The 15,753-nt window shown below is 69.9% G+C and carries 13 protein-coding genes; 4 read left to right on the top strand and 9 right to left on the bottom strand.

Annotated features, from left to right (window positions below):
* Positions 1-268: 268 nt before the first annotated feature.
* From WJ438_RS20800 to WJ438_RS20780, 5 genes are all read right to left on the bottom strand, one after another.
* A complete protein-coding gene (locus tag WJ438_RS20800) occupies positions 269-988 on the bottom strand; it encodes an ABC transporter permease subunit (RefSeq protein WP_406726594.1) in 720 nt (239 codons plus the stop codon).
* A gap of 13 nt (positions 989-1,001) precedes the next feature.
* A complete protein-coding gene (locus WJ438_RS20795) occupies positions 1,002-1,913 on the bottom strand; it encodes an ABC transporter ATP-binding protein (RefSeq protein WP_406726593.1) in 912 nt (303 codons plus the stop codon).
* Positions 1,910-2,827, bottom strand: coding sequence for an ABC transporter permease (locus tag WJ438_RS20790; protein ID WP_406726592.1), 918 nt, complete (start codon positions 2,825-2,827; stop codon positions 1,910-1,912). The genes WJ438_RS20795 and WJ438_RS20790 overlap by 4 nt, the downstream gene beginning before the upstream one ends.
* A complete protein-coding gene (locus tag WJ438_RS20785) occupies positions 2,817-3,845 on the bottom strand; it encodes an ABC transporter ATP-binding protein (protein WP_406726591.1) in 1,029 nt (342 codons plus the stop codon). The genes WJ438_RS20790 and WJ438_RS20785 overlap by 11 nt, the downstream gene beginning before the upstream one ends.
* A 184-nt stretch (positions 3,846-4,029) precedes the next feature.
* Positions 4,030-4,305, bottom strand: coding sequence for a hypothetical protein (locus WJ438_RS20780; protein WP_406726590.1), 276 nt, complete (start codon positions 4,303-4,305; stop codon positions 4,030-4,032).
* A gap of 95 nt (positions 4,306-4,400) precedes the next feature.
* On the opposite strand from WJ438_RS20780, the gene WJ438_RS20775 reads away from it, so the two are divergent.
* The 4 genes from WJ438_RS20775 (at position 4,401) to WJ438_RS20760 (ending at position 8,161) form a co-directional block, all read left to right on the top strand.
* A complete protein-coding gene (locus WJ438_RS20775) occupies positions 4,401-4,949 on the top strand; it encodes an RNA 2'-phosphotransferase (protein ID WP_406726589.1) in 549 nt (182 codons plus the stop codon).
* Between the two features lie 378 nt (positions 4,950-5,327).
* Entirely contained in the window at positions 5,328-6,200 is an 873-nt protein-coding gene (locus WJ438_RS20770) for a DUF72 domain-containing protein (RefSeq protein WP_406729754.1), read from the top strand.
* Positions 6,201-6,210: 10 nt separating this feature from the next.
* Positions 6,211-7,107 carry an LLM class flavin-dependent oxidoreductase gene (locus tag WJ438_RS20765; protein ID WP_406726588.1) on the top strand — a complete coding sequence of 299 codons (897 nt, stop codon included), beginning with the start codon at positions 6,211-6,213 and terminating at the stop codon, positions 7,105-7,107.
* Between the two features lie 127 nt (positions 7,108-7,234).
* Positions 7,235-8,161 carry a Cof-type HAD-IIB family hydrolase gene (locus tag WJ438_RS20760; RefSeq protein WP_406729753.1) on the top strand — a complete coding sequence of 309 codons (927 nt, stop codon included), beginning with the start codon at positions 7,235-7,237 and terminating at the stop codon, positions 8,159-8,161.
* A 26-nt stretch (positions 8,162-8,187) separates the two neighbouring features.
* Here the strand turns inward: WJ438_RS20760 and WJ438_RS20755 are convergent, their stop codons facing one another.
* The 4 genes from WJ438_RS20755 to WJ438_RS20740 all read right to left on the bottom strand — a co-directional run bounded on the left by WJ438_RS20755 (position 8,188) and on the right by WJ438_RS20740 (position 15,508).
* A complete protein-coding gene (locus WJ438_RS20755; protein ID WP_406726587.1) occupies positions 8,188-9,246 on the bottom strand; it encodes a M23 family metallopeptidase in 1,059 nt (352 codons plus the stop codon).
* A 176-nt stretch (positions 9,247-9,422) separates the two neighbouring features.
* Positions 9,423-12,965 carry a thiol reductant ABC exporter subunit CydD gene (gene cydD / locus WJ438_RS20750; protein ID WP_406726586.1) on the bottom strand — a complete coding sequence of 1,181 codons (3,543 nt, stop codon included), beginning with the start codon at positions 12,963-12,965 and terminating at the stop codon, positions 9,423-9,425.
* Between the two features lie 12 nt (positions 12,966-12,977).
* Complete coding sequence (cydB, locus tag WJ438_RS20745) at positions 12,978-13,982, bottom strand: cytochrome d ubiquinol oxidase subunit II (RefSeq protein WP_406726585.1); 1,005 nt, start codon at positions 13,980-13,982, stop codon at positions 12,978-12,980.
* A 20-nt stretch (positions 13,983-14,002) separates the two neighbouring features.
* A complete protein-coding gene (locus tag WJ438_RS20740) occupies positions 14,003-15,508 on the bottom strand; it encodes a cytochrome ubiquinol oxidase subunit I (RefSeq protein WP_406726584.1) in 1,506 nt (501 codons plus the stop codon).
* Between the last annotated feature and the right edge of the window lie 245 nt (positions 15,509-15,753).

Here is a 15,753-nt window from a genome sequence, read left to right as displayed (position 1 = left end):
GCAACGGAGCAGGAACTACTCCGGAGTCCGCCGCCGACTGCCCTGGCAGGAGCTGGACGTACTGCCGTGCATGGACATCGCCCCGCTCCTCTCCCGGTTCACGACACCGGACCTTCCCGGCGATGCGGACACCACCACTCTGCCCTCCTGGCGAAGGGGGCGCCACCCAATTAGGGCCTGTCCGCCGGACAGGCCCCAAGGGGTATCTGGTTCGGCACCAAGCCGACCGCTGCCGTGCCCTGCCCGGTGGCCTCGGAGCAGGGTGCTGTCACTCCTCGCCGGCGAGCGTGAGCGTGCGCAGCTTCTGACCGGCGTACCAGGTGGCCAGCACGGTGACGACGAGCAGCAGGACCGTCGCGGTCGTCAGGCCGACGTCCGAGGTGACCAGGTCACCGCCGGCGACCTTCTGGGCCACCGCCAGTGACCACTGCTGGACGCTCAGCGTGCGCGCGCCGGGCACCAGGGAGCCGAACAGCGCCTCCCAGACCAGCGCGTAGACCAGACCGAACACCACCGCGTGCCGGGAGACCGTGCCGAGCAGCAGGAAGAGCGCCGCGTACGCGATGGAGGCGACCAGCGCGGCCACCGTGTAGGCGACGGCGATCTGCTGGCCGTTGCCGTTCAGGATGAAGCCCGCGACCAGGGTGGGCACCGCCGAGAAGACCATCGTCACGGCGATCGCCACGATCAGCTTGGTGTAGATGATCGTGGACCGCTTGATCGGCTTGGACAGCAGGTACACCACCGAGCCGTCGTCGATCTCGGGACCGATCGCGCCGGTACCCGCGATGACACCGATGATCGGCACCATGGTGGCGAGCGCCAGCCCGCCGAGCACGTCGGCCGCGGTCTGGTCGTCGGCACCGGCGAGGGCGCGCACCGCCAGGGAGATCGCGATCAGCAGCAGCGGCAGGGCGCCCAGGATGAGCGCCCGGCGACGGCCGAGCAGGGCCCGGTAGGTGAGTCGGGCGACTGTGGGGTCGTACATGTTGTTCGGCCTCCTACGCCGCGACGAGATACGAGAAGACGGACTCGAGGGACTCGTCGGACGGCGAGACCGTGAGCAGGCGGATGCCGTGTTCCTTCGCGACCCTGGGCAGCAGGGACGTGAAGCGACCGAAGTCGACGGTCTGGATCCGCAGCACGCCCTCGCTGTGGTCGACCTCGATGCCGGACGTGGACGGGTCCGCGATCAGCGCGGCCGCGAGGGCGCGGTCGTCACTGGAGCGCACCAGGTAGCGGTGCGGGCGGTCCGTCATCAGTCGGCGGATCTTGCGGAAGTCACCGCTGGCCGCGTGCCGGCCGGCGACGACGACCTCGATGTGCCAGGCGAGCTGCTCGACCTCCTCGAGGATGTGGGACGAGAACAGCACGGTGCGGCCCTCGTCGCCCATGCGCCGCAGCAGGTCCATCAGCTGCATGCGCTGGCGCGGGTCCATTCCGTTGAACGGCTCGTCCAGCAGGAGCAGGGACGGCTCGTGGACCAGCGCGGAGGCCATCTTCACGCGCTGGCGCATGCCCTTGGAGTACGTGGCGATCTTGCGGTCCTGCGCGTACTCCATCTCGACCGTCGCCAGTGCCCGCTGGGCCGCGTCGGCGCCCAGTCCGTGCAGTTCGGCGTTGGCGAGGACGAACTCACGGCCGGTGAGGAAGTCGTACATCGCCTCGCGCTCGGGGACGATGCCGATGTGCCGGTAGATCTTCTCGTTGCGCCACACCGCCTGTCCGTCGAGGGTGACGGTGCCGGTGGAGGGGGCGAGGAAGCCGGCCATCATGTTGATGAGGGTGGACTTTCCGGCGCCGTTGGGGCCGAGCAGGCCGGTGACGCCGGGGCCGACGGTCATGGTGATGTCGTTGACGGCGACCACGTTGCCGAACCAGCGGGAGACATGGTCGATGGAGAGCGTGGTCACATGCCCACCTTCCGGTAGCGGCGCGTCAGGAGGCCGTAGCAGGTCGCGATCAGGCCGAGGGTGAAGAGGACGTACACCACGCCCTCGCCGTTCGTCGGGCCCACTCCGCCCGGGAAGGTGGAGCTCGCGCCGAGGAAGGCGGACTGCACACCGTCGATGAGGGTGACCGGGGAGAACAGACCGATCCAGGCGATCGTCCCGGAGCTGCCCTGGAACTCAGCGATCGCCTGGAGGGTGGAGACCGCTCCGTAGGAGATGGTCAGGACGGCGATCACGGCGGCGATGCCGAAGCCGCGGCGCGGAGTGACCGCGGCGATGACCAGGCCGATACCGGCGAAGAGCAGTGAGAGCAGTGCCACGGAGACGAGTCCCTGTGCGAACCCCTTGGTCTGGTCGGCGAAGTCGAGTTTGGCCAGCAGCGCGCCCGCATAGAGCACCAGCAGGGGAGCGGCGGTGAGGATGAACAGGGCGGAGGACAGCGCCGCGAACTTGGCGCGCACGTAGTCGGCGGTCTCGATGGGCCGCGAGAAGTACAGCGGCACGGTCTTGAAGCGCAGGTCGCGCGAGACGGACTGGGGTGCCTGCGAGGCGACGTACAGGCTGATGACGGCCTGCATGATGATCGCGTAGCGCGTGTAGTCGACGGGCAGTTCGTTCGCCTTGGTGGCGACCGCGACGGCGACCATGATGGCGGCCGGCACGCACATCACCACGAACAGCAGCATCGGCAGCACCTTGGACTTCGCCGAGCGGCCGAGGCCGTAGGAGCCGCGCAGGGACTGCGAGAACAGCGAGAGCCTGGCGTAGGAGCGGCCGAGGCGGGGGCCGTCGTAGGAGCGGTAACCGATGTTGTGGATACGGGTCTGGTCACCCGACGTCGGTGCGGGTGTCCGCCGGGGCTGCTCAACCGCCATGGCCGACCGCCTCCTTCCGCTGCTCGCCGTTGCCGGTGTCGGAGCCGGTCACGATGTCGGTGTCGTTCTTGAAGACCTCGGAAATGTGGTGGCGGCGCTGTTCCATGCGCACCAGGCCGAGCCCGAGGTCGGCGATCACGTCCCGCACCAGGTCGTAGGTCTCCTCGCCCTGAGCCGTGAGCAGGAGGACGTGGCCGGCGCCCGGCAGTCCGCTGCCGTCCTGGACGGTCACCCCGCGCGCGTGGAGCGCGTCACGCACCGCGCGGGTGCCGTCCGGGTGCTCTTCGGTGTCGGTGACCTCGATCGCGAGGGTCGTCGTGATCTGGGTGAAGTCAGTGGTGGAGCTGGAGCGCAGCAGCTTGCCGCCGTCGACGACGACCACGTGGTCGCAGGTGCGCTCGAGTTCGCCCAGCAGGTGGGAGGTGACCAGGACCGAAATGCCGAAGTCGGTGTGGATCCGGCGGATCAGGCCGAGCATCTCGTCGCGGCCGACGGGGTCGAGACCGTTGGTCGGTTCGTCCAGGAAGACCAGTTCCGGGTCGTGCACCAGGGCTTGCGCGAGCTTCACCCGCTGCTTCATGCCGGTGGAGTAGCCGCCCATGGGGCGGTAACGCTCCTCGTACAGGCCGACGTGGCGCAGGGTGTCCGCGGTGCGCTCCCGCGCGGCGGTGGGCGGCAGGCCGGACATGCGGGCCATGTGGACGACGAACTCGGTGGCCGAGACGTCCGGTGGCAGGCAGTCATGCTCCGGCATGTAGCCCACCCGCTCGCGGATGGCGGCGCCCTTGGTCGCGACGTCGAGGCCGAGGACTTCGGCGCGGCCCTCCGTGGCGGGGGACAGACCCAGAAGGATCTTGATCAGTGTGGACTTGCCGGCTCCGTTGGCTCCGACGAGTCCGGTCACACCGGGCTCGACATCCATGGAGAGCCGGTCAAGCGCGGTCACCCTGGGGTACCGCTTGCTCAGGCTTTCGGTCGCGATCACAGTCACATCCCCGACGTTAGTGGCCCGCGCCATGCGAGTCGTCAGACCGGAGAGCCGTCTTGGGGTCCCCCTGGAGTCGTACAGGCCCGTAGGGGGCCCTCCGCCGGGCTGCCGGATTCGCCGGGTCACGCTACGTCCATGTGGCGCAGCCGCGGTACGGCGTCCGCCGTCGGGGGACGACGCGGGGCACCCGGTTCTGTGAATACCGGCCTCACCTTCACCGCGCGTTTCGGGGGCGGACGCCGAGGAGGGGCGGCGCCTTCAGCCGCGGGCCGCCCGCCTGTACGGGCTCGCGGCTGTCCCCGGAGAAGGTCACCGCGGCGATCCTGCGGGCAGTGGGGCGGGACGAGGCGGTGGTGCCGGTGACACCGGAGGCATGCGGGGCGTACCCGCTGTCGCGGTGGCGGCCGGGGGCGGTGCGCCGGATCGCCCGGGTGGAGCCGCTCCTCTGAGGCGACTGGTGCAGCTCCAAGGCCGTTGTCCACAGGTGCACCCCATTCCACTGTGGATAACCGCACTTGATTGTGGATCAAACATCCTGGGTAAAACCGATCGCGTGATGTACGTCTCTCCCGGCAGGCTGAGCAGATGGACGAAAGACGCACCGTGAAGGTGTCGAAGTACCTCGCCAGGCATCTGCGCCATACGCCCGAGGAGATCGGGCTGGCCCTCGACGAGGCCGGCTGGGTCGAGATCGACACGCTGATCGCCGCGGCGACCGCACACGGTTTCCGGTTCACCCGGGCGGAACTGAACCACGTCGTCGCCGCCAACGACAAACAGCGCTTCGCGATCGAGGGCACCCGGATTCGTGCCAGCCAGGGACACAGCGTCGAGGTCGACCTGGGACTGCCGTCGGCCACCCCACCGCCGTATCTCTTTCACGGCACCGTCGGCCGCCACTTGGCCGCCATCCGCGCCGAAGGGCTTCTGCCCATGGACCGGCACGACGTGCACCTCTCCGCCGACCGCGGGACGGCGACCCGCGTCGGTGCCCGCAGGGGCCACCCGGTGGTGCTCTCCGTGGACACGGCAGCCATGCTCCGCGGCGGCCATGTCTTCCGGGTGAGCGCGAACGGCGTATGGCTGACCCACGCCGTACCCGCTCGGTATCTGCGGTTCTCCGAGAGCCACTGACACAGCGGTTCCCCCCGGTCATCGCCCTCGCGAGTTCCTCACTGCCACCGCTGCCGTGCTTTCCCCACGGCCGACGCCGCCGCATGATCAGCGGTCACGGCGCGGGACGAGGTCGGGTGTCGTACCGAGCGTCGGCGCCGACGGGCTCACCCGTGTGAAGGGACGGTTCTTCCCGCCCGGCTGGTGGCCGGTCGTCCCGCTTCCCGGTGACGAGACGTACCAGAACTCGTGCCCGGCGCCTCGTTCAGGCCCTGGAGGGACGGCAAGGTCCGCCGACCGGCGGCACCGGCGAAGCCACCGGGGCCCGTTGCGGACCGCCGGGCGGATGGCCTCACGTGCCGGACGAATCCGTCACCGCGTCCGGGGAAGACTGGCGGGATGGGAGAGATCCGGGTCGGAACCTGCTCGTGGACGGACAAGGCGCTGGTGTCCAGCGGCTGGTACCCGACAGGCCACCGCGACGCGGAGGGCAGGCTGCGGCACTACGCCACACAGTTCCCCGTGGCAGAGGTGGACTCCACCTATTACGGGCTGCCCAGCACCCGTAACAGCCTTCTGTGGACCGACCGCACCCCTGGGGGCTTCCGGTTCGACGTGAAGGCGTTCTCCCTGCTCACCGGGCATCCGACACGGCCGGAAGCGCTGCCCGCCGAACTGCGCCCGGCCCTCGCACGGCAGCGGGGGCGGGCAGGCATCGATCCCGGACTGCTCGACGATGTGTGGGATCGGTACAGCGCGGCCCTCGAACCACTGCGCGCATCCGGCCGTCTGGGGACGCTGGTTTTCCAGTTCCCGCACCGGCTCGTACCGGGGAGGCCGGCGGTGGAGTTCCTGCGCCGGTGCCGTGAGCGTGCCGCGGGATGGCCGATGGCCGTGGAGTTCCGACACCCCGGCTGGTGGCGCGAGGAGCACGTCGATGCGACGACCGCCCTGCTGACGGAGCTGGACACGGCCGCCGTGGCCGTGGACATGGTGCAGACGCTTCCCGCTTCCGTACCACCGGTCGTACGGGTCACCACCCCGGAACTCGCCCTGGTGCGCTTCCACGGTCGCAACAGCGCGTGGGGGACCGGCACCAAGGAAGAGAGGTTCCGCCACTCGTACACGCCCGAAGAACTCTCCGAGTGGACACCGCGCGTCCGCGAGATGGCCGAGCAGGCGCGGGAGGTCCACGTCCTGTTCAACAACTGCTGCGGTGACGCCGCCGTCCGCGCCGCGCAGTCGATGCAACACCTGCTCGGTCTCTCGTAGGGTCGTCCCCATGCGACTGAGCACTGTGATTCTGCCGATCGACCGCTGGCGCGAGGGGGGCCGCGACAAGTGGCGACGCGCCGAAGAGCTCGGCTTCCACGCCGCCTACACCTACGACCACCTGTCCTGGCGGACCTTCCGGGACGGCCCCTGGTTCGGCGCGGTACCCACGCTCACCGCCGCCGCGGCGGCCACCGAACGGCTCCGGCTCGGCACGCTCGTCACCTCGCCGAACTTCCGGCACCCGGTGACCCTCGCCAAGGAGCTGATCTCCCTCGACGACATCTCCGGCGGGCGCGTCACCCTCGGTATCGGCGCGGGCGGAACCGGTTTCGACGCCACCGCGCTCGGCCAGGAGCCGTGGACACCGCGTGAGCGGGCCGACCGCTTCGCGGAGTTCGTTCCACTGCTCGACCGGCTGCTCACCGAGGACTCGGTGTCGTACGAGGGTTACTTCTACGCGGCGCACGAGGCCCGCGACATCCCGGGTTGTGTGCAGCGGCCCCGGTTGCCGTTCGCCGTGGCCGCCACCGGACCGCGCGGGCTGCGGCTCGCCGCACGGCACGGGCAGGCGTGGGTGACCACGGGTGACCCGAAACTGTACGAGAACGGCACGCCCGAACAGTCGGTTCACGCCATGCGCGGTCAGGTGGAGAAGCTGGCCGACGCCTGCGCCGAGCACGGGCGGGACGTGACCGAACTGGACAAGATCCTGCTCACGGGATTCACCCCGGAGCGGAGCCGTCCGCTGGAGTCCCTGGACGCGTTCGTCGACTTCGCGGGCCGCCACACGGAGCTGGGATTCACCGAGATCGTGCTCCACTGGCCCGTCCCGGACTCGAATTTCGCGGCGGACCACAAGATCTTCGAGCAGATCGCCATGGAGACGCCGACGCAGCTGTCCTGAGCAGGAGCCCGATCGGGTGGGACGATGCCCGTGCCCACACGGGAAACCGCTTCACCAAGGGCTCCGGGGAACGTCGGAGAGCGGTAACCACTCACATGTGCGGAGTGCCGCACGATCGTGCGGGCGCATACGGGACAATGGCCGGGTGACCTCAGCGACCCGACAGCCCGCGACCCCGAGCTCTCCCCAGTTCTCGACCTCGCTCGAGCAGGAAGGCAGTCCCGTCACCCCACCGCGGCTCATCGCCACCGACCTCGACGGCACCCTGCTGCGCGACGACAAGTCGGTGTCCCCCCGCACGGTCGCCGCACTGGCCGCCGCCGAGAAGGCGGGCATCGAGGTTTTCTTCGTCACCGGCCGCCCGGCCCGCTGGATGGACGTCGTCAGCGACCACGTCCACGGCCACGGGCTCGCCATCTGCGGCAACGGCGCCGCCGTCGTCGACCTGCACGGCGGTCCCGGCGCCCACCGCTTCGTGAAGGTGCGGGAGCTCGCCCGGCAGAACGCACTGGACGCGGTACGGCTGCTGCGCGACGCCGCACCGGGCACCGTGTACGCCGTCGAGCAGACCTACGGCTTCAACCAGGAGCCGGCGTACCCGAAGCTGCATATGGAGGCCCCGGACCTCCTGGCCCCGGCCGAGGAACTGCTGGCGCCGGACGCCCCCGCCGCCGACGAGCCGGTGCTCAAGATCCTCGCCCACCACTCCGAGCTCGACCCCGACGCCTTCCTCACCCTGGCGCGGCTGGCCATCGGCGTCCGTGCCAACGTCACCCGCTCCAGCCCGAGCGCCCTGCTGGAGATCAGCGGTCCCGACGTGTCCAAGGCGAGCACGCTCGCCCTGTGCTGCGCCGAGCGCGGAATCTCGCACGATCAGGTCGTGGCGTTCGGGGACATGCCCAACGACATCGAGATGCTCACCTGGGCGGGCCGTTCCTACGCGATGAGCAATGCCCACCCGGACGTCCTCGCCGCCGCCTCGGGACACACGGTCGCCAACAACGAGGACGGCGTGGCCGTGGTGATCGAACAACTGCTGGCGGAACAGCTCTAGGGCCTGCCTGCCCGGCGGGGACTCGCTCAGAGGGTCAGCCCTCGTTGTGCCAGCCACGACACCGGATCCACCGCCGAGCCCATCTCCGGCGTGACCCGCACCTCGAAGTGCAGATGCGGTCCGGTGGAGTTGCCGCTGGTCCCGGACTGGCCGATCCACTGTCCGGGCGAGACACGGTCGCCCTGGTCCACGGCGACGGCGGCCAGGTGTGCGTACTGCGTGTGGTAGCCGCCCGCGTGCTGGACCACGATCTCGATGCCGAAGGCCCCTCCGCAGGACACCTTCACCACTCTGCCCGCGCCCACGGACCGCACCGGCGTGCCGATCGGCACCGCGAAGTCCTGCCCGGTATGCCGGTTCGCCCAGAGTGCGCCGCCACTCCCGTAGGACGCGGACAGCACATAGGTCTCCACCGGTGACACCCAGGAGTCGGTGAACCGGAACTCCGGCTGGTCGAGCCGCACCGCACCACGGCAGGAGCCGGCCGCCACCGAGACGTCCGCCTGCCCCTGCAACTGCCACCGCGCCGTCTCGAGTTTCTGCTCGATGCCGTTCTTCAGGTCGGCGAGTTCCTTGTTCCGCTTTTCCAGCGCTTTCCACGCTTCCGCTGCCTTCGCCTCGTCACGGGCGATTCGTGCCTCGGCCCGTGCGTTCTTGTCGATCGCGTTGTCGAGGACCACATGCGCCTTCCACAAGGCCCGCTGACCTCGCATCACCTCCTCGGGGTCGTCCGCGAGGAGCATGTGCACGGTCAGCGGCAGCCCACCGCCACTGCGGTACTGGGACCGCGCGATCCGGCCCAGGTCCTCGCGCAGGACAGCGGACTCCTCACGCTCCCGATGCAGCAGCTTCTCCAGCCGCTCCACCTCGGTCCGCTGCCGTTCGGCCTCGCGCCGGCCCGCCTCGTACTTCAGGGTCGCCGCGGCCGCGTCCTCGTACAGCCGCACCACCTGTGCGCTGATACCGGATTCCGCGCCGTGGCCGGGGGCCTGGGGCCCGCCGCCGTCGGTGGGCCGGGCGGCGAGCACGGCGAGCGCGCAGAGCGGCACGGCGACGAGCAGCGGATGACGGCGGGTGAGGCGCATGACAGCGATCCTGACTCCGCTCGGGCACCCGGTCCTGTTCATGTCGTACGCCTGGGGGAGCGTGCGACCCGGATGGCCCAGCGATACCGCCGAAAAGAGGCTCTTCCGGTCGAGTTTGACGTCCCGCCACGCATGCCCCTCGTCACGCTTGCGGCGTCACGGGCTCCGCGTCCCGGTCAGTTCACCACCGCCAGCCGGTCCGACTCGGCCTCACGCCGCAGCATCCGCCGCAACGGCCCGGCCGCAACGGCCAGTTCCTCGTACGCTCCGCGCTGCACCACGCGCCCCTCGTCCAGCACGATCACCTCGTCCACCGCCGCCAGTCCGGCCAGCCGGTGGGTGATGAGCAGTGTCGTACGGCCCTCGGTGGCGGCCAGCAGATCGGCGGTGAGCGCGTCCGCGGTCGGCAGGTCGAGGTGTTCCGCGGGCTCGTCCAGCACCAGCACGGGGAAGTCCGCGAGCAACGCCCTGGCCAGCGCCAGGCGTTGCCGCTGGCCGCCGGAGAGCCGTGCCCCGTGCTCGCCGACGAGTGTGTCCAGGCCGTCGGGCAGGCTGTCGGCCCACTCCAGCAGCCGGGCACGGGCGAGCGCGTCGCGCAGTTCGCCCTCGGTGGCGTCCCGCTTCGCGAGCAGCAGGTTCTCGCGCACCGAGCTGTCGAAGAGGTGGGCGTCCTGCGCGCACAGTCCGACCAGCCGCCGCACGTCGTCGCCGTCCAGGGCGTACGCGTCCACACCGGCCAGCGTGTACGAGCCCGCGCCCGGGTCCAGGAACCGCAACAGCACCTGTGCGAGCGTCGTCTTGCCGGAGCCGGACGGGCCGACCACCGCGACCCTGCGGCCCTGCTCCAGTCTCAGGTCCAGCCCGGCGAGCGCGTCCCTTTCCTGCCCGGCGTGCCGGGCCTCGAGTCCTTTGACCACGAGCGGGAACGGCGACGCGGGCGCCTGCCGGTGCCGTTCCGGCTCCTGTACGGGCACCGGGGCGTCCAGTACCTCGTACACGCGCTCGGCGCTCTTGCGCACCCGCTGCCGGTACTGCATGGCGAGCGGCAGTCCGAGTACGGCTTCGAAGGCCGCCAGCGGGGTGAGGACGACAACGGCCAGCGCCACGCCGTCCAGCCTGCCGGCGGCCACCGCCTGCACGCCGACGAGAGCCGCGGCCGTGACGGTCAGGCCCGAGATCAGTGCGGTGAGCCCGTCTCCGAGGGCGGTGGCAGTGGCCGCGCGCGAGGCGATCCGGGTGAGAACTCCGTCGGCCCGTCGTGTCTCTGCGGTCCGCGTGGGCAGGGCGCCCGCGACCGTCAGCTCCGCGGTTCCGGTGAGCAGGTCGGTGACGTGGGTCGCGAGGACTCCGCGGGCGGGCGCCAGTCGGCGCTCCGCACGCCGGGCCACGGCGCCCGTGATCACCGGCACACCGGCTCCCGCCGCGAGCAGCCCGGTCGCGAGCACGGCCCCGGCCTCGGGGAGCAGCCAGGCCGTGAAGCCGACGGACAGAGCCGAGACGACGACCGCCGCACCCGCCGGAAGCAGCCAGCGCAGCCAGTAGTCCTGCAGTTCGTCCACGTCGGCGACCAGCCGGGAGAGCAGATCGCCCCGACGCGCCTCCCGCAGTCCGGCAGGCGCCAGCCGCTCCAGCCGCCGGTACACCGCGACCCTGGTGTCAGCCAGCATCCGCAGCACCGCGTCGTGCGACACGAGTCGCTCGGCGTACCGGAACACGGCCCGCGCGATGCCGAAGGTCCGCGTCGCGGTCACGGCGACCATCAGGTAGAGCACGGGCGGCTGCTGCGAGGCCCGGGAGATGAGATACCCGGACGTCGCCATGAGGCCCACGGCGCTGCCCAGCGCGATACTGCCGAGCAGCAGCGCGAACGTGAGCCGCCCTCGCCGGGCACCGGACAGAGCACGGACACGGGCCAACACTCCACGCGCACCGGCTTCCGCGGCAGCCTCTGCCGGGATGCCCTCCGGCCCGGACCGCGTCGCACCTTCGGCGGAGGCGGGAGCGGCACCGGGGGCGTGTTCGGCGAGCAGCGGCTCCCGGTCGACGCCGGCGTGTTCCGCCGGCACGGGCTGCGCCCGGTCACCGGGAGCGGGTTCCGTCACGCGCACCACGCGGTCCGCCACCGCCAGCAGTGCAGGCCGGTGCGCCACCAGCAGCACGGTCCGGCCGGCCGCCAGCCGCCGTACCGCTGCCACGACCTCGGCCTCGGTGGCCCCGTCCAGCGCGGCCGTCGGCTCATCGAGCAGCAGCACGGGCCGGTTCGCGAGGAAGGCACGGGCCAGCGCGAGCCGTTGCCGCTGCCCCGCGGACAGTCCCGCCCCGTCCTCGCCCAGCGCGGTGTCGGCGCCCTCGGGCAGCGCGTCCACGAACTCCAGGGCGCCCGCGTCCCGCAGGGCGCGGCGAACGGCGTCGTCGTCCGCGTCGGGCTGGGCCAGGCGTACGTTCTCGGCGATCGTCCCGGCGTGCAGGTGCGGTCGCTGCGGTACCCAGGCCACCCGGCTGTGCCACTGCGCCAAATCGACACCGGCGAGATCGGCTTCCCCGATCCGGACCCGTCCCTCGGTCGGTCGCACGAAGCCCAGCAGCACGTTCAGCAACGTCGACTTACCTGCTCCGCTCGGTCCGACGAGCGCGACCGCCTCCCCGGGCTCGACGGAGAAGGACACGTTCGACAACGCGTCCGACGACCGTCCGGAATAGCGGACGGTCACGCCCTCGAAGGACAGGGCGCCCGACGGCACCGCACCGGTCCCCGGCGTCGGAACGGATGTCTCCAGGACCGAGAAGATCTCCTCGGCGGCGGCCAGCCCCTCCGCCGCGGCATGGTACTGCGTACCGACCTGCCGCAGCGGCAGATACGCCTCGGGCGCGAGGATCAGGATGACCAGGCCGATGTACAGGTCCATTTCGCCGTACACGAGCCGCATGCCGGTCGTCACGGCGACCAGCGCCACCGAGAGGGTGGCGAGGAGTTCCAGCGCGAAGGAGGAGATGAAGGCGATCCGCAGCGTCCGCATGGTCGCCCGGCGGTATTCGGCGGTGATCCGTCGGATCGACTCCGCCTGTGCCTTGGCCCGCCCGAACACCTTCAGCGTCGGCAGCCCGGCAACGACGTCCAGGAAGTGACCGGACAGCCGGGAGAGCAGCTCCCACTGCCTGTCCATCCGGGACTGGGTGACCCAGCCGATCAGCATCATGAAGACCGGGATGAGCGGCAGCGTGACGACGATGATCGCCGCCGAGACCCAGTCCTCGGTGACGATCCGCGCCAGCACCGCCACCGGAACGACCACGGCCAGCCCCAACTGGGGCAGGTAGCGCGAGAAGTAACCGTCGAGGGCATCGACCCCACGGGTCGCCAGGGCGACCAGCGAACCGGTCCGCTGCCCGGTCAGCCACCCCGGACCGAGTACCGTCGCGCGCTCCAGCAGCCGGCCCCGCAGCTCCGACTTGACCGCCGCGCTCGCCCGGTGCGCGGCCAGCTCGGTGAGCCAGCCGACCAGGGCACGGCCGACCGCGACACAGGCCAGGAGCACCACCGGAGTGCTGAGTTCGGCCAAGCCCAGACCGTGTTGGAAGGCGCCCACCACCACCTCGGCAATGAGCATGGCCTGAGCGATCACCAGCCCCGCGCCGACGACGCCCAGGGCGACGACCGCCACCAGGAAAAGTCGCGTGGCACGGGCGTAACGGAGCAGTCGCGGGTCGATTGGTTTCACGTGAAACACACCTCAGTGCACGGGATCGGCGATGTGCTGGGTGCCGATCCGCTTACGGAAGACCCAGTACGTCCAGCCCTGGTAGAGCATGATGACCGGCGCGGCGATCACCGTGAGCCAAGTCATGATCTTCAACGTGTAGGGGCTCGAGGAGGCGTTGGTGACGGTGAGGCTCCAGTCCGCGTCGAGCGTGGACGGCATGACGTTCGGGAAGAGCGTCAGGAAGAGCATCGTCACGGCGGCCACGATGGTGAGACCGGACAGCGTGAATGACCACCCCTCGCGCCCCGCCTGGTTCGCCACCAGGGCGGCGACCAGCGCGGCGACCGCGACGACCAGCGCTACCAGGCTCTTTCCGTCACCACCGTCGACCTGCGTCCACAGCAGGAAGACCAGCGCCAGTACGGCCGCGACGAGCCCCACCCGCAGCGCCATCTGCCGGGCCCGCCCCCGGATGTCGCCGACGGTCTTGAGTGCCGCGAACACCGCGCCGTGGAAGGTGAAGAGCGTCAGCGTGACCAGGCCGCCCAGCAGCGCGTACGGGTTGAGCAGGTCCCAGACGTTGCCCACGTACTCGAACTCGGAGTCGATCTTCACTCCGTGCACGATGTTGCCGAACGCCACACCCCAGAGGAAGGCGGGGATGAGCGAGGTCCAGAAGATCGCCGTCTCCCAGGTGCGCTGCCAGCGCTCCTCCGGCCGCTTCGCCCGGTACTCGAAGGCGACGCCCCGGATGATCAGGCACACCAGGATGATCAGCAGCGGCAGGTAGAAGCCGGAGAAGAGCGTGGCGTACCACTCGGGGAAAGCGGCGAAGGTCGCACCGCCGGCCGTGATCAGCCACACCTCGTTGCCGTCCCAGACGGGCCCGATGGTGTTGATCAGCACCCGCTTCTCGGTACGGTCACGGGCGAGCAGGCGGGTGAGGATCCCGATCCCGAAGTCGAAGCCCTCCAGGAAGAAGTAGCCGATCCACAGGAAGGCGATCAGAACGAACCAGACGTTGTGCAGTTCCATGACTGTGCGGCTCCCTCGGCCTAGTACGAGAAGGCCATCGGCTTGTCGGCGTCACGGGGATCGCCACCGATCTTCGTGGGCGGGTTGAGATCGGCCTCGGTGAGCTCGGGCGGGCCCGCCTTGACGTACTTGGCGAGCAGCTTGACCTCCACCACGGCCAGGACGGCGTACAGCAGGGTGAAGACGGTCATCGAGGTGATGACCTCGGCCTGGGACACCCCGGGTGAGACCGCGTGCCGGGTCTGCAGCACGCCGTAGACGACCCAGGGCTGCCGGCCCATTTCGGTGAAGATCCAGCCCCAGGCATTGGCGATCAGCGGGAACGCCATGGTCCAGAGCGCCAAGAGCCAGTACAGCCGGGTGAGCCTCGCGCCCAGCGGATTCTTCAGCAGCACCAGGTGCGGTACCTCGTCCTCCCCCGTGCGCAGGGCGACGGGCAGCAGGAACCTCTTCCGGGTGAGCCAGAGCCCCAGCAGGGCGAGCGAGAGGGACGCCATGCCGAAGCCGATCATCCAGCGGAAGCCCCAGTAGGCGACGGGGACGATGGGCTTGTAGTCACCGGGGCCGAACTGCTCCTGCAGGGCCTCGTTGGTGTCGTTGATTCCGGGCACGTACGACTCGAAATCGCCGTGGGCGAGGAAGGACAGCAGCCCGGGGATCTCCAGCGCGACCTTGTTGTGCCCCTTGTCGACGTCCCCATACGCGAACACGGAGAACGGTGCCGGGCCCTCGCCGTCCCACAACGCCTCGGCGGCGGCCATCTTCATCGGCTGCTGCTCGTACATGACCTTGCCGAGGGTGTCCCCGCTGACCGCGGTGAGCAGGCCGCCGACCGCCATGGTGACCAGGCCGAGCCGGAGCGACGTCCGCATCACGGGGATGTGCTTCTTACGCATCAGGTGGAAGGCCGCGATGCCCACCATGAAGGCGCCGCCCGTCAGGAAGGCCGCCGAGAAGCTGTGGAAGACCTGGTTGAGCGTGGTGTTCTGGGTGAGCACCAGCCAGAAGTCGGTGAGCTCGGCGCGGCCCTTCTCCTCGTTGATCCGGTAACCGACCGGGTGCTGCATCCAGGAGTTGGCCGCGAGGATGAACCAGGCGGACAGCAGGGTGCCGAGCGAGACCATCCAGATGCAGGCCAGGTGGATCTTCTTGGGCAGCTTGTCCCAGCCGAAGATCCACAAACCGATGAAGGTGGACTCGAAGAAGAAGGCGAGCAAGGCCTCGAAGGCGAGCGGGGCGCCGAAGACGTCACCGACGAACCGCGAGTAGTCGGACCAGTTCATGCCGAACTGGAACTCCTGCACGATTCCGGTGACCACGCCCATCGCGATGTTGATCAGGAAGAGCTTGCCCCAGAACTTCGTCGCTCTGAGGTACTTCTCCTTCTCGGTGCGCACCCAGGCGGTCTGCAGCCCGGCGGTGAGGGCGGCCAGCGAGATCGTCAGGGGAACGAAGAGGAAGTGGTAGACGGTGGTGATACCGAACTGCCATCGCGCCAGGGTCTCCGGCGCCAAAGCCAGGTCCACGTCGTCGCTCCTTACATCGCCGTGTCACAGCGGCCGCTTGATCCCATTCGTCCCCCACATCTCGGAAGAAACAGGATGCGCTTGTGAACGCGTTCACATTCACAAGCAATTATGACCTACTGCTTTTCGCATCCGGAAGGGGGGTCCCCTGTGACGTCCACCCCTGGGACGCTTGGGGGACGCCTGGGGGAAACATGGGGGCGACACGCTGCCAAGAGGAGAAACATCAGCAGCCGGCCGACGGC

Origin of the sequence: Streptomyces sp. GD-15H (genome assembly GCF_045291515.1) — a bacterium.
Classification (GTDB): Bacteria; Actinomycetota; Actinomycetes; order Streptomycetales; family Streptomycetaceae; genus Streptomyces.
This window is presented reverse-complemented; position numbering and strand designations above follow the sequence as displayed.